This window comes from Phenylobacterium aquaticum (assembly GCF_947378715.1).
Classification (GTDB): domain Bacteria; phylum Pseudomonadota; class Alphaproteobacteria; order Caulobacterales; family Caulobacteraceae; genus Phenylobacterium; species Phenylobacterium aquaticum_A.
In genome coordinates this window covers 1-21,121 of record NZ_CANCLE010000037.1, presented here as the reverse complement: position 1 = coordinate 21,121, position 21,121 = coordinate 1, and the positions used below count along the sequence as shown (strand labels likewise).

Here is a 21,121-nt window from a genome sequence, read left to right as displayed (position 1 = left end):
CAAGACCAAGAGGACGCGCCCGGCGTCCCGGCTGAGGTGAGGACACCATGACATCCAGACCCGTGGCCGAAGGGCTGTTCGTGCAAGGCGCGGAGGGACCGCGTCTGATCGGGGGCCGGCGAAAGGTCGACGGGCGCTTCGTCTTTCCCATGCCCCAGGGCGCCGAGGGCGACGGATGCGATCCGGTCGAGCTGAAGCCGCAAGGCCGGTTGTGGTCCTACACCGTGCAGCGCTTCCGGCCCAAGCCGCCGTTCAATGGTCCCGGCGATGACCGGAGCTTCCAGCCCTACGCGGTCGGCTATGTCGAACTGGAGGGCCAGGTGATCGTCGAAAGCCGGCTGATCATCGACGACTTCGCCAGCCTGGCCATCGGCATGCCCATGGCCCTGACCACCGAGGTCTTCCGCCGTGACGCCGACGGCGCCGACATCCTGACCTACGCCTTCCGCCCCGCCTGAGGAGACGCCCCATGAGTTCTGTCCACATCGTCGGCGCGGGCATCCACCCCTTCGGGCGTCATGACCTCAGTGGTCTCGATCAGGGGGTGTTCGCGGTGCGCGAGGCCCTGGCCGACGCCGGTCTCGACTGGTCGGCCATCCAGTTCGGGTTTGGCGGCTCCTCGGCCGCCGGCAACGCCGACGCGGTGCTGCCGCGCCTGGGCCTGACCGGGGTGCAGTTCATCAATGTCGCCAACGGCTGCGCCACCGGCGGCTCGGCCCTGCTGTCCGGCTATTGGGCGATCAAGTCCGGCGAGTTCGACCTGGGCGTGGTGCTCGGCTTCGACAAGCATCCGCGCGGCGCCTTCAACGCCGATCCCGAGGACTGGGGCCTGCCGGCCTGGTACGGCGAGACCGGCATGATGCTGACCACCCAGTTCTTCGCCATGAAGATCCAGCGCTACAGGGAGCTGCACGGGATCAGCGCCCGGACCCTGGGGCTGGTGGCGGAGAAGGCCTTCGAGAACGGCGCCCGCACGCCTCACGCCTGGCGGCGCGAGCCTGTGGACCTGGAGACCATCATGGGCAGTCAGATGGTCTCCGATCCCCTGACCAAGTTCATGTTCTGCTCGCCCGCCGAAGGCGGAGCGGCGCTGATCCTGGCCTCCGATCGCAAGATGCGCGAACTGGGCCTGGCCGGCCCCCGGGTGCGTGGCGCGAGCGTGCGGACCCGGGTCAATGGCTCCTTCGAGGTGTTCGCCCCGGCGTTGGACGTGGAGCGCGGCCCCTCGCCGACGGAGCTGGCGTCAAAGGCCGCCTACGAGATGGCGGGTGTTGGGCCCGGCGACATCGATGTCGCCCAGATCCAGGACACCGAGAGCGGGGCGGAGGTCATGCACATGGCCGAGAACGGTCTGTGCGCCCACGGCGATCAGGAGCGGTTGATCGCGGAAGGCGCCACCCGCCTGGACGGCGCGACGCCGATCAACACCGACGGCGGCTGCCTGGCCTGTGGCGAGCCGATCGGGGCGTCCGGCCTTCGCCAGGTCTATGAGAACGTCCAGCAACTGCGCGGCCGCGCGCACGGGCGGCAAGTGGCGGGGGCGAAGCTCGGCTATTCGCAGGTCTACGGCGCGCCCGGCCTGTCCGGCGTGGTGATCCTGGAGGCTTAGCAGCCAATTCCCAGAAGGGTCCTCGTCCCGTCGGCGACGTTCGGCGGCGCTTGCGGCCGTCTCATGCTTTGGGAGCGCGAGGTCTAAGGGACCAGGTGGAACAACCACTGCAGGGCGACGGCGGCCCCGGCCAGTACGGCCACGGCGAGACCGAAACAGGCCCCATGCTCAATGAGGCTGGTGCGTGGGTGGCCCGAAGCGTCCTGAAGGGACATGTCGTTTCCTCCGTGGTGCCAGCGGACTCTCAAGGGCCCGCCGTTCACAGGGAAGAGGATGCGGCCAATTCAGCGCGATGGCCACATATTTTGCTGCGACCTAAGGCGCAGGGGGCTTTGACGGGACGGCGGGCGCCTCGCCGAGCGGCTGATCCGACAAGAGGTGACGCATGACCGAGCGCAGCACCCTGCTGATCGCGGCGCGATCACCCTGCGGGTTGTTCACCGCCCGGGTGACCATGCCGTCGAAGATCATGCTCAGGACCTCGCCGCGCGCATCCAACTCGGTCTCGCTGCAGCCTGCGGCCCTGGCCTCTTCCAGGACGGTGCGGCCCAGGGTGCGCTCGACGGCGTCGGCCTCGCGGACGATGGCGGCGACCCTGGGATTTCGCGCGGCCTCGGCCAGCACCTCCAGCACCAGGGCGGCGCGGTCGGGGTCGTAGTTTCGCTCGATCGCCTCGGGGCAACGCTGGATGACCATCTCGGTGAGGGTCCCGTCGCCCTCGCTGAACTCGGCGAACTTCTCCCGCATCTCGGCCAGGTCCTGGGCGACGATGGCTGCGACGATCGCCTCCTTGTTCTCGAAGTAGCGATAGATCTGTCCAACGCTCAGGCCCGCCGCCTTGGCGATGTCGGCCATGGAGGCGCCGTGGAAGCCGGCCCGGCGCACGCAGGCGCAGGCCGCGTCCAGGATCTGCTGGCGCCGGAGTTCGGACTTCGGGCGGGAAGCTTCAGTCGCGTCAATCATTGAAATCGTCCCGAAATGGTGCGCCGCAACAAAAATCGCCGGCGTGACGTTGACTTTGGGTAAGCGCAGCCATATTTCCCCGCCAGACGAGAATGAACGTTCATTCTCAAATCGGTCATGACCCCGGCTTCGTCAAGTGCCTTGCTCGACAGGCCACCCCATCAGGTGTCGCATGCGTCTTAAAACCCTCGGCGGCGCCGCTGCCATTCTCGCCATCGCTTTGACCCAGGCCAGCTGTGGCGCCAAGGGCGCGGGGGGGATGGGCATGGGCGGTCCGGCCCCGGTAGGGGTAGTGATCGCCACCATCCAGCCGGTCGGTCTGACCACAGATCTCAGCGGCCGGACCTCGGCCTTTCTGGTCTCCGACGTCCGCCCCCAGGTCAGCGGGGTGGTGAAGGCCCGACTGTTCAAGGAAGGCGCCTATGTGCGCGCCGGGCAATCGCTCTATCAGATCGATCCGGCCACCTATCAGGCCAGCTATGACAGCGCCCAGGCCAGCCTCGCCCAGGCCCAGGCCCAGCTGACCACCGCCCAGCTCAAGGCCGATCGCTACAGGGACCTGGTCGCGATCAACGCGGTCAGCCGCCAGGACAATGACGACGCCCAGGCGACCTATCAGCAGGCGCTGGCCAATGTGGCGGCCCAGCGGGCGGCGGTGCAGCAGGCGCGGATCAGTCTGGACTACACCCATGTGACGGCCCCGATCTCCGGCCGCATCGGCAAGTCCTCGGTGACGCCGGGCGCCCTGGTCACCGCCAACCAGGCGACCGCCCTGACCACGGTCCAGGACGTCAGCCAGATCTATGTCGACGTCACCCAGTCGGCCTCCGACCTCCTGAAGCTGCGGCGCGACATGGCCGAGGGCAAGCTGGGGCGTAGCGGTTCGGCGCAGGTCACCCTGACCCTTGAGGATGGCTCGGCCTATCCGCAGCCGGGACGCCTGGAGTTCTCGGACATCACGGTCGATCCCGGCACCGGCTCCGTGGCCCTGCGCGCGGTGTTCCCCAATCCCGACGGCGCCCTGCTGCCCGGCCTTTATGTCCACGCCAGGCTCAGCAAGGGCGTGACGTCCTCCAGCATGCTGATCCCCCAGGCTGCGGTCACCCGCAGCCCCACCGGCGACGCGGTGGTCTATGTGGTCGGCGCCGGCGACAAGGCCGAGATCCGCCCCATCACCGTGACCCAGACGATGGGCGACAAGTGGCTGGTGAGCGCCGGCCTCAAGCCTGGCGAGCGGGTCATCGTCGAGGGATTGCAGAAGGTGCGGCCCGGCGTGGCCGTAAAGCCCGCCGTCATCGCGGCCCGGAAGTAGGGGGCCGCCATGTTGTCGCGTTTCTTCATCGACCGGCCGATTTTCGCCTGGGTCGTCGCCATCGTCATCATGCTGGCCGGCGCCCTGGCGATCACCCAGCTGCCCATCGCCCAATATCCCGACATCGCCCTGCCGCAGGTCTCGATCCAGGCCAACTATCCCGGCGCCTCGGCCAAGACCGTCGAGGACAGTGTCACCCAGGTCATCGAGCAGAAGATGAAGGGTCTGGACGGCCTGCAGTACATCTCCTCCGCCAGTGACGGGTCGGGCGGGGCGACCGTCACCCTGACCTTCAAGGGCGGGACCAACATCGATATGGCCCAGGTCCAGGTCCAGAACAAACTCCAGACCGCAACCGCCCTCCTGCCCCAGGAGGTGCAGCAGCAGGGCCTGAGCGTGGTCAAGTCGACCCGCAACTTCCTGATGGTCGTGGCCCTCTATTCCGACGACCCCAAGACCACCAATGGCGATCTCGCCGACTATATCGGCAGCAAGCTCCAAGACCCCTTGAGCCGGGTCGAAGGCGTGGGCGACGTCCAGCTGTTCGGCGCGCAATACGCCATGCGGGTCTGGCTCGATCCCGCCAAGCTGGCGAGCTATGCGCTGACCCCGGCCGACGTCGTCACCGCGATCAAGGCTCAGAACGCCCAGGTGTCGGCCGGCCAGTTGGGCGGCACGCCCGCCCTGCCGGGCACGGCGCTGAACGCCACCATCACCGCCCAGTCGCGGCTGCAGACGCCGGAACAGTTCGAAGCGATCATCCTGAAGACCTCGACCGGCGGCGCGATCGTGCATCTGCGCGACGTCGCCCGGGTCGAGATCGGCGCGGAAAGCTATGCCTCGCTGGCCAAGTTCAATGGCCACCCGGCCGCTGGCCTGGCCATCAAGCTGGCCCCTGGCGGCAACGCGCTCAACACCGCCAATGCGGTGAAGGCGCGTGTCGAAGAGCTGTCCAAAGCCTTCCCCGTCGGGATCAGATATGTGGTTCCCGTCGACTCCACCCCCTTCGTCCAGAAGTCGATCGAGGAGGTGGTCAAGACCCTGATCGAGGCGGTCATCCTGGTCTTCCTGGTGATGTTCCTGTTCCTCCAGAACTGGCGCGCCACCCTGATCCCGACCATCGCGGTGCCTGTCGTGCTGCTGGGAACCTTCGGGATTCTCGCGGCCTTCGGCTACTCGATCAACACCCTGACCATGTTCGGCCTGGTGCTGGCCATCGGCCTGCTGGTCGACGACGCCATCGTCGTGGTCGAGAACGTCGAGCGGGTGATGAGCGAGGAGGGGCTGTCGCCCATCGACGCCACGCGCAAATCCATGTCGGAGATCACCGGCGCCCTGATCGGCATCGCCCTGGTCCTGGCCGCGGTGTTCGTGCCCATGGCCTTCTTCGGCGGGTCGCAGGGGGTGATCTACCGCCAGTTCTCGATCACCATCGTCTCGGCCATGGCCCTGTCGGTGATCGTCGCCCTGGTGCTGACGCCGGCGCTGTGCGCCACCCTGCTCAAGCCCACGACCAAGGGCCACGGTCATGCGACCAGCGGCTTCTTCGGCTGGTTCAATCGCAACTTCGACCATGCCAGCGAGCGCTATCAGTCGCGGGTGCGGCGGATCCTGGGGCGTGGCGGCCGGACCATGGTCATCTATGGCGCGCTTGTCGTGGTCATGGGCGTGCTGTTTGTCACCCTGCCGTCGGCCTTCCTGCCGGAAGAGGACCAGGGCACGATCTACACTCTGGTCCAGCTGCCGCCCGGCGCCACCGAAGAGCGCACCCAGGCGGTGCTCAAGCAGGTGGCCGACCACTATCTGAAGGACGAAAGCGCTGCCGTGAAATCGGTGTTCACGGTTTCCGGCTTCAGCTTCGCCGGCGCCGGTCAGAACGCAGGTCTCGCCTTCGTACGGCTGAAGGACTTCCAGGATCGCCATGGCGCCAAACTCAGCGCCCAGGCCGTCGCCGGCCGGGCCATGGGCGCCTTCTCCCAGATCCGCGACGCCATGGTCTTCCCCGTCGTGCCGCCGGCGGTGCCGGAACTCGGCAACGCCTCGGGCTTCGACTTCCAGCTGCAGGACACTGGCGGGGTCGGTCACGAGGCCCTGATGGCCGCCCGCAACCAGCTGATGGGCATGGCGGGACAGGATCCCAACCTGGTGGGCGTGCGCCCCAACGGCCAGGACGACACCCCCCAGCTGCAGATCAATGTCGACCAGGCCCGGGCCGGCGCCATGGGCCTGACCACGGCCGACATCAACGCCACGCTCTCGACCGCGCTCGGTGGGTCCTATGTCAACGACTTCGTCGATCGCGGTCGGGTCAAGAAGGTGTTCGTCCAGGCCGACGCCCCGTTCCGCATGCGCCCCGAGGACCTGGACAAATGGTACGTGCGCAACGCGTCCGGCCAGATGACCCCGTTCTCGGCCTTCGCCACCAGCAGCTGGACCGTCGGGTCGCCCCGGCTGGAACGCTATAACGGCCTGTCCTCGGTGAATCTCCAGGGCTCGCCGGCCCCGGGCAAGAGCTCGGGCCAGGCCATGGCGGCCATGGAGCGGCTGGCGGCCAAGCTGCCACCGGGCATCGGCTACGAATGGACCGGCCTGTCCCTGCAGGAACGGGAGTCAGGCGCCCAGGCGCCGGCGCTCTACGCCCTGTCGATCCTGGTCGTCTTCCTGCTGCTGGCCGCCCTCTATGAGAGTTGGACCATCCCGCTGTCGGTGATCATGGTGATCCCGCTGGGCGTCGTCGGGGCCCTGCTCGCCACCACCCTGCGCGGCCTGTCCAACGACATCTATTTCCAGGTCGGGCTGCTCACCACCATGGGCCTGGCGGCGAAGAACGCGATCCTGATCGTCGAATTCGCCAAGGACCTGCAGAAGGCTGGCCGGCCCCTGATCGAGGCCACCGTCGAGGCGGTGCGTATCCGGCTGCGGCCGATCCTGATGACCTCGCTGGCCTTCATCTTCGGGGTCCTGCCGCTGGCGATCTCCAGCGGCGCGGGCTCCGGCAGCCAGCACGCGATCGGCACGGGGGTGATCGGCGGCATGCTGTCGGCCACCGTGCTCGGCGTGTTCTTCGTGCCGCTGTTCTACGTCCTGGTTCAGCGCCTGTTCGGCAAGACCCCGGTCGAGCCCGTCCCCGAGGCGACCATCCCCCATGAGGCTCTCTGAGATGCGCCCCTTCACCTTCGCCGCCCAGCTGCTGGCCGCCGTCTCGCTTTCGGCCTGCACGCTCGCCCCCCATTATGAGCGCCCAGCCTTGCCGGTCGCCCAGACCTGGCCGGTGAGCCAGGCCCCGTCCTCCACGCCGACGGCCTCCGCCGGCGAGCTGGGTTGGCGCACGGTGTTTCTCGATCCGCGCCTGCAGGGGGTGATCGACCTGGCCCTGAAGGAGAACCGTGACCTGCGCGTCGCGGTGCTGAACATCGAGAAGGCGCGCGCCCAGTATCGCGTCCAGCGGGCCGAGCTCTTGCCCTCGATCAGCGCCAGCGGCGGCGAGACGCGGTCGCACACGCCAGCCTTGGTGTCCCAGACCGGACGCGCCGTCGACGCCGAGCAGTACAGCGCCACGGTGGGGTTCACGGCCTATGAGCTCGACCTGTTCGGCCGGGTGCGCAGTCTCAATCAGGTGGCGCTGCAGAGCTATCTCGCCACGGAGGAGACCCGCCGCGCCAGCCAGATCAGCCTGGTCGCCGAGGTCGCCTCGGATTACCTGACCCTGGCGGCGGACCAGGAACTGCTGAGGATCGCCCAGGACACCCTGGCCACCCGCGAGGAGTCCCTGCGCCTGTCGCAGAAGCGCTTCGAGGCCGGGGCCACCTCGCAGCTCGACCTGAGCCAGGCCCAGACCCTGACCGAGCAGGCCCGCGCCGACGTCGCCGCCACCACCGCCCAGGCGGGTCGTGACCGCAACGCCCTGCGCCTGGTGGTCGGCGCCGAGATCCCGGCGGACTTGCTGCCCCAGTCAGGCCTGAACGCCATCGCCATCCAGGCGGATCTGCCCGCCGGCCTGCCGTCGATGGTGCTGACCGGACGGCCCGACGTGCTGGCGGCCGAGCATGCCCTGGAGGCCCAGAACGCCAATATCGGTGCGGCGCGGGCGGCCTTCCTGCCGCGCATCAGCCTGACCGGATCGACCGGGGCGGCCAGCCCGGACCTCGGCAGTCTCTTCAACGCCGGCACGGGCAGCTGGAGCTTCACGCCACAGATCAGCCTGCCGATCTTTTCGGGCGGGGCCAATCTGGCCAATCTTGGCGTCGCCAAGGCCAACCGCGACATCACCGTGGCGCAGTATGAGAAGGCGGTGCAGACCGGGTTCCGAGAGGTGGCGGATGGCCTTGAGACCCAGGCCACGATCCGCGACCGGGTCGCCGCCCAGGACCGGCTGGTCGCCGCCGCCGCAAACAGCCAGCGCCTCGCCCAGGCCCGTTATGACAAGGGCGTGGACAGCTACCTGACCCTGCTCGACGCCCAGCGCACGCTCTATGGCGCGCGTCAGACCCAGTTGGCCGCCAAGCTCGCCGAACTCAACAATCGGGTGACGCTCTACAAGGCTCTGGGCGGCGGGGTCTGGCCCTAGACGCTGCTAGACGTGAGCTGACATCATGTCTGGCGCGGCCGCTGGAGAGACGCCAGACTGTCCAGGAACATCGCCTTGTAGGTCGCCGGGATCTCGCCCGCGATCGGGTCGGGCACGTCTCGCGCCAAACGCCCGGCATAGAGCGAGAACTGGATCAGCATGACGCAGGTGGCGACCAGGCGATTCAGGTCGACGCCCGGCAGCATGGGAGCGGCGACGCCCGCGAGGTAGCGCGCGTTTTGCAGGCTGTCCTCGAGGTCGAGCGCCTGGAGCTCCGGGTCGGTCTGGACGATGGCCCACAGACCGATGATCAGCCGGTCCTTTTGCAGCAGTTCGAAATAGGCGTCGAACGAGAGGCTTAGGGCTTCCGTCAAGGCCTCCAGAGTCTGGACGCCGGCGACATAGTGGTGGAGCAGGGTGCGTGCTTCCGCCTGGTGCCGGATGAGAATGGCCCGGCAGATCGCCGAGCGGTCGGCAAAATATTGATAGAGCGAGCCGATCACCAGATCGGCCCGCTTGGCGATCTCGCTCATGGTCACGCCCTGGGCGCCCCGTTCCACGATCAGGTCCGTCGCCGCGTCCAGAATTCTCTGCACGGTGGCCTTGGATCGCGTCTGGGTCGCCCGCCGCCGGCGCGGGGCTTTCACCTCGGTCATGGGGCTTCCTAGCTCAAGCGGCCGGCGCTTGCCAATTTTAATATGACATACTATCACATATTAGGCCGACCGGGACACGGCGGGCGGTTTGGGGGTTTCCGATGGCGCGAACGGCTTTGATCACCGGTGGAGCGGGCGCCATCGCGACGGCGCTTTCGGCCAGGTTCCTGGAGCGCGGATTCGATCTCCTGCTGGTCGATATCGACGCTGACCGCCTCGAGGCGGCGGCGCGCGCAGCGCCCGACCGCATCCGGGCGCACCGGGCCGATCTCACGAAACCGGAGGACCTGGAGGCGGTCGCCGAACTCATCGGCGCGACCCCCGACCTGAGCGTCCTGGTGAACAACGCCGGCGTCATTCGGCCCGGCGACTATGCGGACCTGGCCTATGACGATGTCGCCCTGCACATGGCGGTCAACCTCGTGGCGCCCCTGCGCCTGACCCATGCGGCGGCCCAGCGGTTCCGCGCGGAGCGGCAAGGCTGCATCCTGTCGATCGTCTCGGCGGCGGGCATGGTGGCCCTGCCCGGGAGCGCCGCCTACAGCGCCTCGAAGTTCGGGCTGCGGGGCCTGCTGATCGCTCTGGCCCAGGAACTGGAGCCGGCCGGCGTGAAGGTCCGCAGCCTGTTCCCAGGCGCCGTCGACACGCCGATGCTGCGCTATGAGGCGACCCACGGCGGTTCGGTCCTGAACTTCCTGAACCCGGACGTTCTCACCGCCGATCAGGTGGCCGCAGCCGCGATGAAAGCCATGGACGGGAGCCGGATCGAGGTCTCCCTGCCGGCGGGCGACGCGCTTCTGGCCCGCCTCATCTGCGCCTTTCCCGCCCTGATGCCGACGGTCCTGCCGCACTTCGTCAAGCAGGGGGAACAGGGGCTGAAGCGCTTCCTGAAGTCCCGCGGTCTGACCGCCGCCCCGCCGCTCTAGTCGCCACCCGACCCCAAGACACCCGGAGACCCAGATGGACGACGCTGTCCGCGCCGCGGCGCGCAAGTTCGAGACCGGCAAGCGACGGAAGTTCCTGTCGACCCAGAAGATCATCTTCCTGGTGGTGGCCGCCGCCGCCCCGCTGGCGGCGATGGTCGGCAATCTGCCGATCGCGCTCAGCCGGGGCCTCGGCGCGGCGACGCCGGCGGCCTTCCTGTTCGCGGGCCTGACCCTGCTGTGCTTCTCGGTCGGCTATGCCGCGATCAGCCGGCGCGTCGTCAGCACCGGCGCCTTCTACACCTATGTCGCCAAGGGGCTGGGCAAGCCGATCGGGGTGTCGGCGGCCTTCACGGCCATGCTGGCCTATGTCGCCTATACGGTGGGCCTGGCCGCATTCCTGGGATATTTCGGCGCGCTCGCCGCAAGCGGCGCCGGTCTTCATGTCTCGTGGCTGCTGATCGCCCTGGGCGGGATCGCCATCGTGGCGGTGCTGGGCTACCGGTCGATCGACCTGTCCTCCAAGGTGCTCGGCGTGCTGATGGCGGCCGAGGTCGGGGTGCTGGCCGTGTTCGACGTCGCGGTCCTGATGGCCAAGGGCTGGCACGCTCTGCCGCTGGCCGCCTTCGCGCCTGGCGCCGTGATCGGGCCCGGCCTGGGTGTCGGGCTGATGATCACCTTCACCTCGTTCATCGGCTTTGAATCCGCCGCCCTCTATGGCGAGGAGGCGGAGGAACCGACCCGCAGCATACCGATCGCCACCTATGCCTCGGTGATCCTGATCGGGATATTCTATCTCGTCACCGCATGGCTGACCGTCGGGGCGGTGGGGGCGGAAGACGCCAGCCGCGCCGCGACCGCCGAGGGCGGCGCCTTCATGCTGAACCTCACCGGCCGCTATGTCGGCGACACGGTCGAGCAGATCATGGGCCTCCTGGTCATCACCTCGCTGCTGGCCTCCTATCTGGCCCTGCACAACGCCGCCGCCCGCTACCTCTTCGCGCTCAGCCGCGAGAAGCTGTTGCCGCCTGTGTTGGGCAAGTTCCATCCGGCCCGCTACGCGCCCTCCAACGCCAGCCTGGCGGTCAGCCTGATCACCCTGGCCGGTGTCGCGGTCTTCGGCATGACCCGGCTCGATCCCTATCTGTCCCTGATCCCGGCCCTGATCGGGCTTGGCACCTTCGGCATCATCCTGATCCAGGCCATGGCCGGCACGGCGATCTTCGCCTACCTGTGGCGCGGTCGCTCCGCGGGCCAGTGGGCGGTGCTGGGCGCGGCGGCGGCCGGCGCCGTGGGCCTGATCATCGCGGCGGCTCTGGTGGCGCAGAACTTCAGCCTGCTGGTCTCATCGACCTTGCCGCAGATGGCCAGCCTGCCCTGGCTGTTCGCGGTGACCGTGGCCTTCGGCCTGGGCTTCGCCGCCTGGATGCGGCGCTATCGGGCCAAGGCCTACAGCGTCTTGGCCGAGACCCACCTGCGGGCCGATAGTGCGCGTGAAATCCCCAAGGTCGCGTTCGACGGCCGCTACTGCATCATCGGCGGCGGCCCCTGCGGCCTGCTGACCGCGCGCGCCTTCACCCTGGCCGGCGTCCCCTATGATCAGTTCGAGCGTCACAGCGATGTCGGCGGCATCTGGGACGTCGAGAATCCCGGCTCATCGATGTACGAGTCCGCCCACTTCATCTCGTCCAAATACACCTCCGCCTTCTTCGGCGCGCCCATGCCGGAGAGCTACCCGGACTATCCCGACCACCGCCAGCTGCTCGCCTATATCCGCGACTTCGCCGCCCGCTTCGGCCTGAAGGACAAGATCACCTTCGGGGTCGAGGTGGTGAAGGCCACGCCCTTGGGGGAGGATGCGCGGGACGGCTGGCGGGTGGAGCTGTCGAACGGCGAGACCCGCACCTATCAGGGGCTTGTCGTCGCCAACGGGGTCACCTGGCATCCCAGCCTGCCGACCTATCCCGGACTTGAGCGGTTCCAGGGCGAGGTCCGCCACGCGGTCACCTATCGGAGGCCGGCGGAGTTCACGGGCAAGCGCGTGTTGATCGTCGGCGCCGGCAATTCTGGGGTCGACATCGCCTGCGACGCCGCGCGCCACGCCGGCAAGGCCTTCATCAGCCTGCGACGGGGCTATCACTTCGTGCCCAAGCACATGTTCGGCGTGCCGACCGATGTGTTCCTGGGCGGCGGCGTCCATCCGCCCAAGGGCGTGGTGATCCCCGACGATCCGGACAAGATGCTGGGCGCCATCGTCGGCGACCTGACCCGCTATGGCCTGAAGGCGCCGGACCACAAGGCGATGCAGTCGCACCCGATCATGAACACCCAGATCCTGCACTATCTGGCCCATGGCGACCTGACCGCCAAGGAGGACGTCGTGTCGTTCAGCGAGACGGGCGCGGTCTTCAAGGACGGCTCGGTCGAGGCCTTCGACATGGTGTTGTTCGCCACCGGCTACGACTACCGCATGCCCTTCCTCGATGAGGCTCTGTTCGACTGGAAGCAGGGGCGACCGCAGCTCTATCTCAACATCTTCCACCGGCGCCTGCGCGGCCTGGCCGTCGTCGGCTATGTCGAGTTCGCCTCGGCCGGCTATCAGCGCTTCGACGAGATGGCGCAGATGGTGGCGATGGACGCCGTGCTCGAGCAGTCCGGCGCGAACCTGGAGATCTGGCGGCGGATGAAGGCGCAGGCCGCGCCCGACCTGCGCGGCGCCTCGACCTATGTCGATAGCCCGCGCCACGCCAACTATGTCGACGTGAACGTCTATCGCCGGGTGCTGTCAGAAGTGCGGGAAGCGTTCGGTTGGCCCGATCCGAGCGATGCGCTCTATCAGCCGCTTGATCGCGACCGCGCAGGCCCGCCGCCACCGGGCTGAGCCTTTCGCGCGGCTGGCCTTGGCGCCAGAGGCGCCTCTATGATGGGGCCAGAGCAATGGCTGGGAGCGCATCATGGCGGCGGTTGTCTTCTATCTCGACCCCGCCAGCCCCCAGACCCTGCAGTCCCAGCTGCGGCAAAGGATCATCGACGCGATCGTCTCCGCCAGTCTGGAGCCCGGCGTGCGGATGCCGTCCTCGCGGCGATTGTCGCGGGACCTCGACATCGCCCGCAACACCGTGACCCTGGTCTATCAACAGCTGGTCGCCGACGGTTATCTGTCGGGCCGGGAGCGCAGTGGGGTCTTCGTCAGCGACGCCCTGTTCGAGGCCGTCCGGCCCGGACGTGACCGGGCGAGCCGGCCTGTGTCGCCCTCGGCGCCTTGGCGCGCCCGGCTGCAGGCGGTGGTTCGGGTGGATGTCGAGGGTCGGCCGCCGCCGAGCTGGGAGCTCAATCCCTATCCCTTCCTCGACGGCGCCTATGACGCCTCGCTGTCGCCCGGCGCCGAGTGGCGTGACGCGGTCCGCTCGACCCTCCAGGCCCAGGAATTCGCCGAATGGAGCCAGGACGGCGGGGAGGCCGATGACCCGCGCCTGATCCACGAGATCCGCACCAAGGTGTTGCCACGCCGCGGCCTCCAGGCGACCAGCGAGGAGGTGCTGGTGGTCGGCGGTCGGCGGGAGGCCTTCAGCCTATTGGCGCGCGCCCTGGTCGGCCGGGGGGCGCCGGTGGCGGTGGAGGAGCCAGGCCCGCCGGACTTGACCCATCTGCTGCGCCTCCAGGGCGCCGACATCATCGCCGTTCCGGTCGACGCCCAGGGCATGGTCGTCGATGAGCGCCTGGGCGCGGCCGACCTGGTCTTCGTCACCCCGGCCTGTCAGCTGCCCACCGGGGCGAGGCTGTCGTCGATCCGCTGCAAGGCGCTGCTCGACCGGGCGGAGCAGTCCGATCTGTTGGTGGTGGAATATGACCTGGCCGCCAGCGGCGGCTTCGCCGACCAGGCCGCGCCCGCCCTGCGCAGCATGGATCGCGGGGGGCGGGTGATCTATGTCGCCGACCTCTGCGATGTGCTGAGCCCAGGCCTTGGCCTGGGCTTCATCGTCGGCGACGCCGACCTGATCCGCGAGCTGCGCCGCCTGCGGACCCTGGTCTCCGGCCCGGCGCCTCGCGCCGCCCAGCGAACGGCCGCCTTCTTCCTGTCCCTAGGCCACTATGACGCGATCCTGGGCCGCCAGCACCGGACCCTGCATGAGCGTCTGAACGCCCTGCGCGACGCCTTGAACTATCACCTGCCCCAACTGGTCGCGATTGATCCCCGGGCCAACGGGTCGGCCATATGGGTCGAAGGCCCTCCCGATCTCTCGGCCCGGCAACTGGCCAATGAAGCGGCCAAGCGCGGCGTGCTGATCGAACCCGCCGACCGGTTCTATTCCACCGCCGCCCGGGCCGAGAACTGCTTCCGCATGGGGGTGACGGGCATACCGCGCGCGCGTATCCGCGAGGGGGTCGCGGTCCTGGCCCAGGTGGTCCAGAGTCTGACCCAGCCGCGTCTGGACCGGTTGGATCCGGCCCGACCGACCTGGCTGGCGGGCGGCGATCTCCAGGCCCTGATCGCCGGGGCCAAGCTGCTCTGCCGCACGGCCTATGGCGATCCCTACGAGGTCGATGTGCTGCCCGACGGTCGGCTGGTCGGCAAGGCCGGCTACGCCCACGAGGACTGCGATGTCGGGGCCTGGTGGATGGAGGGGGACTATTGGTGCCGCCGCTGGACAGAGTGGTCCTATGGCGAGACCGCGCGCTTCCTGACCGTGGTCGAGGGCGACCAGATCCGCTGGTACCGCGACGACCACCTGCTGTTCAACCGCGGGATCATTAAGCCTCTGGCGGCGTTGAGCGACACAACTGAAGTCGAAAATCTGGCCCCATAGATTGAGCTAATCTGGTCCTACGCGAGGCGTCGCCCGACCGTCACTGTCTCTTCACAAGACGCGTTGAAGGGACTTTCGCATGTCGCATCTGGCCGTCGCCGGTCTGCAGCTCGATCTGCAGGCGGGGGACAATCTGGACAGGATCGCCGACGAGGTCGCCGCGACCAAGCGGCGTCTGTCCTGGGTGGATCTCGTCCTGATCGGAGAGCTGAGCGCCTATGGTCCCTCGGTGGTCCACGCCCAGGATCCGGGCGGCGTCGCCGAGACGCGTCTGCGGGCCATCGCCCGGGATAACCGGGTCTGGCTGGTCGGCGGCTCGATCTTCGAGCGGGTGGATGGGGTGATCTACAACACCTGCCCGGTGATCGATCCGAACGGCGAGGTGGTGCTCAAGTACCGCAAGATCTACCCGTTCCGACCCTATGAGGCGGGGGTCGCGGCCGGCGCCGAATGCATGGTGTTCGACATTCCCCAGGTCGGCCGGATCGGGGTGTCGATCTGCTACGACATGTGGTTCCCGGAGACGACCCGGACCCTGGCCTGGATGGGCGCCGAGGTGATCCTGCACCCGGGCATGACCAACACCATCGACCGCGATGTCGAACTGGCGATCGCCCGGGCCAGCGCCGCCCAGAACCAGTGCTATTTCGTCGACGTGAACCTGGCCGGCCACCTGGGCAATGGCCGCTCGGCGGTGTTCGGGCCGGGCGGCGAGGTGATCTACGAGGCCGGGTCGGGCCGGGACATCATCGCCGTGGAGCTGGACCTCGCCCATGTGCGCCGGGTCCGGGAGCGCGGCTGGCACGGCCTGGGCCAGGTGTTGAAGAGCTATCGCGACGGTCCTGCGAGCTTCCCGCCCTATCGCGAGGGCGCGGTGTCCGCGTCCCTGGCCGTCCTGGGCCCGCTCGAGAAGCCGCAAGGCCTGGCGCCGCCGGCGCCGCTCAAGATTCAAGATCAGACGGAGGGGTAGATGTTCAGATCCATGTTGATGGCGACGACCGCTGTGTCGTTGTCCCTGATGGCGTCCCAGGCGCTCGCCGAGGCCGCCAAGCCGGCGGCCGACGCCACGGTCGCCGAGGTGGTGGTCACCGCCACCCGGCGCGAGGAACGGGTGCTCGACGTGCCCTATAATATCTCGGCGGTGTCGGGCCAGGCCATCGACCAGGCCAAGGTCCAGAGCACCGCCGAACTGCTGCGCACGGTGCCGGGGGTCTCGGTGGTCGATCGCGGCTACCGGAACCAGGGGGTGTCCAACAGCATCCAGATCCGGGGCCTTAACGTCGACAGCGCCATCCTCGGCGACTACGCGGTCTCGGCCGTCGCCCCGGTGTCCAGCTATGTCAACGACACCCCGCTGTTCGCCAATTTCGCCCTGAAGGATGTCGACCGGGTCGAGGTGCTGCGCGGACCCCAGGGTACGCTCTATGGCTCGGGCTCGCTGGGCGGCACCATCCGCTACATCCTGCACGCGCCCGAGCTCGGCCAATTCGGCGGCAAGGTCAGCGCCACGACCTCCCAGGTCACGGGCTCCGGCGGGCTCGGCTGGGCCGGGGACGGCACGATCAACATTCCGCTCGGCGACAAGGTGGCCCTGCGGATCACCGGCAGCATCCAGGACTATCCGGGCCTGACCGACTACGTGAACATCTACAAGCTGGACTCCACCGGCGCGCCCGTGGCGCCCAACGGCGTGCTGTCCTCCGCAGCGGTCTATGAGACCAAGAAGGACGCCGACACCGTCAATATCAAGTATGGCCGCGCGGCCCTGCGGGTGCAGCCCGCCGAATGGCTGGACATGACGTTGTCCTATGCGCGCCAGTCGGACGACATCGGCGGCCGCCGCCAGGTGACCCGGGGCGTGGACGGCTACGGCCACGTCTATGGCAAGTACGACAACGGCTCGGTGCAGCTTGAGCCCTCGTCGCGGGAGGTCAGCCTGACCGCCCTGGAGACCACGGTCGACCTGGGCTTCGCCACCCTGACCTCATCGACCTCGTCCTACGACCACCACGGCGACAGCGTCAGCGAGAACACCGGCTACTACGCCAAGAACGGCTGGCTATCCTTCTACTACAACTTCCCGCGCCCGATGGCCTCGGCGGTCCGCAGCTATTCCGACCGCGCCTTCATCGAGGAGATCCGGCTGGTCTCCCAGACCAAGGGACCGCTCGACTACGTGGTCGGCGGCTTCTACGAGAAGCAGAAGCTGGGCGCGACCCAGGCCAGCTATCTGCGCGGGTTCAAGCGGTGGTGGGACGCGGCCTATCCGGCCTTCAAGGCCGAGGTGCAGTCGGACCAGGACTTCGCCTATGACCGCCACGAGGACTTCACCGACAAGGCCCTGTTCGGCGAGCTGACCTATCACGTCAATGACCGGCTGCAGGTCACCGGCGGGGTGCGCTGGTTCGACAACCAGTCCAAGAGCCACACCTTCATGGACGTGCCGGTCTATACGTCGCTGTCGGCGCCGACCAACGCCAGCTTCCAGAAGTCGGACAGCAAGGCGCTCTACAAGGCCAATGTCTCCTGGAAGTTCGGGGAGCGGGGCCTGGCCTATGCGACGGTGTCGGAGGGCTATCGGCGCGGCGGCGCCAACGCCGTGCCGACCATCGGCCGCTATGCCGAGGACGCCCGCTGGCAGCAGTATGGCCCCGACCGGGTGGTCAATTACGAGGCCGGCCTGAAGGGGATCAGCCACGGGATCACCTATAACGCCGCCCTGTTCTACGTCGACTGGAAGGACATCCAGATCAACACGGTGACGCCGAACTGGGGCTTCTTCGTCGCCCAGAACGGCGGCACGGCGCGCTCACAGGGCCTGGAGGCGCAGATCGACGGCCGTCTCGAAGGCGTCCACTACAGCCTGGGCTACACCTATACCGACGCCAAGCTGACCGAGAACGCCTATCCCCCGACCGGCAGCCTGACGCCCGTGGCGCGGAAGGGCGCGCGGCTGCCCGGCACCGCCGAGCATGCGGTGACCTTCGCCCTCGACCACGCCATGACCCTGTCCAACGGGGTGGTGCTGACGGGCCGGCTGAACGGCTACTACCAGTCGGCCACCCGCAACGCGGTCACCACCTCGACGCGGCTGAACGTCGGCCTGGCGCCGTTCCAGATCTGGAACACCTCGGCCACCGCGACCTTCGACAAGTGGTCGGCGACCCTGTTCGTGAAGAACATCTTCAACGCCGACGGGGTGACCGGCCGGTTCACCGAAGGCTACATGGGGACCGATCCGGCCGACGGCTATTACGGCAACGGCGCCAAGGACCTGATCACCCTGCCGCGCACCGTCGGCCTCACCCTCGACTATCCGTTCTGAGGTCATGACCAACCCGGGCGCCCCGCGATCGATCGGCCAACCCGCGTCCGGCGACGGACGCGGGGAGCTGGAGGCCGTGCGGGCGCTCGTTCATTCCGGCCGCCGGGACGAGGCCAATCGCCGGCTACTGGCGCTGGAGCCGGGGCTCAGCGGGGATGCGCGCGGCTTGCAGGCGGCGGGGGAGATCTTCATGGCCAACGCCCGGTTCGAGGACGCCCTGCGCTGCTACAGCCAGGCGGCGGCCCTGGCCCCCAGGGATCCAGGCGCGCTCTACAACCTGGGCTCTGTGCTGGTGGCCTGCGGGGATCTCGCCAGCGCCGAGCACGCCTTCGACCAGGTCATCGCCCTGGACCCCTCCGACGGCGACGCCTTCTACAATCGCGCGACGCTGCGCAGGTGGAGCCCTGCCGAGAACCATCTGGCTGAGATGGCGGCGGCGGTGGAGCGGGTGCGGCGCCCGGGCGCCGAGGCGGCGCTCTGCTACGCGCTCGCCAAGCAATATGAGGACCTGGGCGACGCATCGGCGTCCTGGTCGTGGCTGGCCCGTGGCGCGGCGCGGCGACGGAGCCTGCTGAGCTATCGCGTCGAGGCTGATCTGGCGACCATGGCCCAGATCGCCGAGGTGTTCGACGCCGCGACCATGGCCGCTGTCCGCAGCCGCCACGCGCCCTCAGGACCGGTCTTCGTCCTGGGGCTGCCCCGCAGCGGCACAACCCTGGTCGACCGGATTCTCAGCGCCCACAGCCAGGTGGAGAGCCTGGGCGAGATCAGTGATTTCGCCCTGTCCCTGGTGCGCACCGTGGGCCGGGCGACGGACAAGGGCGACATGGTCGCCCGGTCCGGCCGCATGGACTTCGCGGCCCTCGGGCAGACCTACCGCGACAGCCTGACCGCCTATGGCCGCGCGGCGCCGCTGGTGATCGACAAGACCCCGGCCAACTATCTCTATATCGGCCTGATCGCGCTCAGCCTGCCGGAGGCGCGGATCGTCCATGTCCGCCGCGATCCGATGGACAACGGCTACGCCCTCTTGAAAACCCTGTTCCGCACCGGCTGTCCCTATTCCTACAGCCAGTCGGACCTCGGCCAATATATCGGCGCCTATCACCGGCTGATGGACCATTGGCGGACCGTGCTGCCGGGCCGGATGGTCGAGATCGACTACGAGACCCTGGTCGGCGACCAGGCCGGAGAAAGCCGCCGCCTGGTCGAAAGCCTGGGGCTGGCGTGGGAGCCGGCCTGCCTGGACTTCCACGCCAATCCCGCACCGGCGGCGACCGCCAGCGCCGCCCAGGTCCGGCGGCCCATCTACCGGGACTCCCTGTCGCTGTGGCGTCGCTATGAGGCCGAACTCCAGCCCCTGGCTCAGAGCCTGCGCGCCCAGGGTCTGGCGTGAGACAGCCGCTGTTCCTGGGGCTGTTGGCCGCCGCGCTGCTGGCCGGGACGGCGCGGGCCGCGCCCCCCACCATGGCCGCCTTCACACCGCCGCCAGAGGCGCGGGCGCCGGCCCATCCCTTCGAGGGCCGCCTGACCCTGACCTTCGGCGCGCGGCCGGGCGGGCTCAAGGTTCTGCGCGACGATGACCCGCCACGGGGGCCCGATCTGCGCCTGGCCTGGCCGGCGCTCGCCCTGAGCGTCGCCGATGACGGCGGACGGTTGATCGCCGAGGTTCCCGAGGGCGGTGGATCGGCCGCCTGGGACTGGTCGGTGGGACCTGGCCGGGTCTGGTCGACTGCGAAGGGCGATGTGGCGGTCCTGCCGGTGGCCCTGCGCGAGACCAACGCCAACTGCGTCCACAACGGCCTGCTGCGCCTGGTCCTGACCGCCGGGGCCGTGTCGGGGGCAGAGGTTCGGATCGGGGCGGAGACCTGTCTCTATTCCAAGTTCGACGCCTGGGCGGCGCCCCGGGCGCGGTTCGTCCCCGGCGCGCCGGCCGATCGCGACGCCCGGATCGCCCGCGACCGCGAGACCCGTGCGGCCCAGGCTCCCGTTCGGCCCCTGGCGGAGCTGGTCGCGAAACACCCCGGGGTGAGCCTGGCCGCCCTGGCCCAGGCTTCAGGCGATGACCAGGCGGTCTATGGGCTGGTGGCCGACGGCGTGAATTACGCCGCGCCCTGTCCGACCCGGTTCGGCGTCGACCCCTTCTGCGAAGGCCGGCTGCTGCCGTCCTATTCCCTGGCCAAGTCCCTGGTCGGAGGGCTGGGCCTGATGCGGTTGGAGCGGGAGCGTCCTGGCCTGGCCCGGCGGCCTGTGGTGAGCCTCGTCCCGGACTGCCAAGCCGCCGATCCCTGGACCGATGTCACCGCGCTGGACCTGCTCGACATGACCACCGGGCGCTATGGCGCCAAGGCCTATGAGGCGGATGAAGACGCGACCGACATGGCGGGGTTCTTCCTGTCGCAGACCCGCGCGGAGAAGCTGGCCTTCGCCTGCGGTCACTATCCGCGCCGGGCCGCGCCGGGCGGGACCTGGGTCTATCATACGACCGACAGCTACCTGCTGGGCGAGGCCCTGGCCGGCGCAGTGGGCGGCGATCCCTATGACGCGGTGCTGCGACCGATCTGGCGCGATCTGAAGCTCAGCCCAGCCCTCGACGAAACCCGCCGGACTCTGGACGCCGCCCGCCAGCCCTTCACCGGCTGGGGCCTGTTCCTGCGCCCCGACGACGCCGCGCGGCTTGGCCTGTTCCTGTCGCCGATCAACCAGGCCCGGCAGGATGAGTTGTTCGATTCCAGGCTGATCGGCGAGGCGCTGCAAAGGGTCGAGGCCGGCTGGCCGGCGGGTTCGCCGAGGTTCCGCTACGCCCATGGCGTCTGGGCCCGGGACATCTCCGACCTGATCGGCTGCGCGCGACCGGTCTGGACGCCGTTCCTGTCGGGCTATGGCGGCATCTCCCTCGTGATGTTCCCCAACGGCGTGGTGTTCTACGCCTTCGGGGACGAGGGGCGCTTCGACTGG

At 68.7% G+C, this 21,121-nt stretch carries 15 protein-coding genes; 12 read left to right on the top strand and 3 right to left on the bottom strand.

Going from position 1 to position 21,121, the window contains the following annotated elements:
- Positions 1–47: 47 nt before the first annotated feature.
- Both Q7P21_RS07125 and Q7P21_RS07120 read left to right on the top strand, forming a co-directional pair.
- Positions 48–458, top strand: a complete 411-nt coding sequence (locus tag Q7P21_RS07125; protein ID WP_304176410.1) for a Zn-ribbon domain-containing OB-fold protein — start codon at positions 48–50, stop codon at positions 456–458.
- A gap of 11 nt (positions 459–469) precedes the next feature.
- The gene (locus tag Q7P21_RS07120; RefSeq protein WP_304176409.1) at positions 470–1,609 is read left to right on the top strand and encodes a thiolase family protein; all 1,140 of its coding nucleotides are present in this window, start codon (positions 470–472) and stop codon (positions 1,607–1,609) included.
- Between the two features lie 83 nt (positions 1,610–1,692).
- Here Q7P21_RS07120 and Q7P21_RS07115 read toward each other — a convergent pair whose 3' ends face one another.
- Positions 1,693–1,824: a hypothetical protein gene (locus tag Q7P21_RS07115; protein WP_304171011.1), complete on the bottom strand. Its 132-nt coding sequence runs from the start codon at positions 1,822–1,824 to the stop codon at positions 1,693–1,695.
- A 100-nt stretch (positions 1,825–1,924) separates the two neighbouring features.
- Positions 1,925–2,572, bottom strand: a complete 648-nt coding sequence (locus Q7P21_RS07110) for a TetR/AcrR family transcriptional regulator (protein ID WP_304171010.1) — start codon at positions 2,570–2,572, stop codon at positions 1,925–1,927.
- 172 nt (positions 2,573–2,744) lie between these two features.
- On the opposite strand from Q7P21_RS07110, the gene Q7P21_RS07105 reads away from it, so the two are divergent.
- From Q7P21_RS07105 to Q7P21_RS07095, 3 genes are read left to right on the top strand one after another with little or no spacing between them, the layout of a single operon-like run.
- Positions 2,745–3,884: an efflux RND transporter periplasmic adaptor subunit gene (locus tag Q7P21_RS07105; RefSeq protein WP_304171009.1), complete on the top strand. Its 1,140-nt coding sequence runs from the start codon at positions 2,745–2,747 to the stop codon at positions 3,882–3,884.
- Positions 3,885–3,893: 9 nt separating this feature from the next.
- The gene (locus Q7P21_RS07100; protein WP_304171008.1) at positions 3,894–7,043 is read left to right on the top strand and encodes an efflux RND transporter permease subunit; all 3,150 of its coding nucleotides are present in this window, start codon (positions 3,894–3,896) and stop codon (positions 7,041–7,043) included.
- Positions 7,030–8,451, top strand: coding sequence for an efflux transporter outer membrane subunit (locus Q7P21_RS07095; RefSeq protein WP_304176407.1), 1,422 nt, complete (start codon positions 7,030–7,032; stop codon positions 8,449–8,451). Before Q7P21_RS07100 ends, Q7P21_RS07095 begins: the two co-directional genes overlap by 14 nt.
- Before the next feature lie 23 nt (positions 8,452–8,474).
- Here the strand turns inward: Q7P21_RS07095 and Q7P21_RS07090 are convergent, their stop codons facing one another.
- Positions 8,475–9,107 (bottom strand): TetR/AcrR family transcriptional regulator, encoded by a 633-nt coding sequence (locus Q7P21_RS07090; RefSeq protein WP_304171006.1) that lies wholly within the window; start codon positions 9,105–9,107, stop codon positions 8,475–8,477.
- Between the two features lie 101 nt (positions 9,108–9,208).
- Between Q7P21_RS07090 and Q7P21_RS07085 the strand changes: the two genes are divergently transcribed.
- The 7 genes from Q7P21_RS07085 to Q7P21_RS07055 all read left to right on the top strand — a co-directional run.
- Positions 9,209–10,033: an SDR family oxidoreductase gene (locus tag Q7P21_RS07085; protein WP_304176405.1), complete on the top strand. Its 825-nt coding sequence runs from the start codon at positions 9,209–9,211 to the stop codon at positions 10,031–10,033.
- A 34-nt stretch (positions 10,034–10,067) separates the two neighbouring features.
- Positions 10,068–12,911 carry an amino acid permease gene (locus tag Q7P21_RS07080; RefSeq protein ID WP_304176403.1) on the top strand — a complete coding sequence of 948 codons (2,844 nt, stop codon included), beginning with the start codon at positions 10,068–10,070 and terminating at the stop codon, positions 12,909–12,911.
- A gap of 73 nt (positions 12,912–12,984) precedes the next feature.
- Positions 12,985–14,838 (top strand): PLP-dependent aminotransferase family protein, encoded by a 1,854-nt coding sequence (locus Q7P21_RS07075; RefSeq protein ID WP_304166894.1) that lies wholly within the window; start codon positions 12,985–12,987, stop codon positions 14,836–14,838.
- Between the two features lie 79 nt (positions 14,839–14,917).
- Positions 14,918–15,808, top strand: coding sequence for a carbon-nitrogen hydrolase family protein (locus Q7P21_RS07070; protein ID WP_304176401.1), 891 nt, complete (start codon positions 14,918–14,920; stop codon positions 15,806–15,808).
- Complete coding sequence (locus tag Q7P21_RS07065) at positions 15,809–18,163, top strand: TonB-dependent receptor (RefSeq protein WP_304176399.1); 2,355 nt, start codon at positions 15,809–15,811, stop codon at positions 18,161–18,163. It abuts the gene before it with no gap.
- Between the two features lie 4 nt (positions 18,164–18,167).
- The gene (locus tag Q7P21_RS07060; RefSeq protein WP_304176397.1) at positions 18,168–19,559 is read left to right on the top strand and encodes a tetratricopeptide repeat protein; all 1,392 of its coding nucleotides are present in this window, start codon (positions 18,168–18,170) and stop codon (positions 19,557–19,559) included.
- On the top strand, positions 19,556–21,121 hold a 1,566-nt coding region (locus tag Q7P21_RS07055), incomplete at its 3' end, for a serine hydrolase (RefSeq protein WP_304176396.1). The genes Q7P21_RS07060 and Q7P21_RS07055, both read left to right, overlap by 4 nt.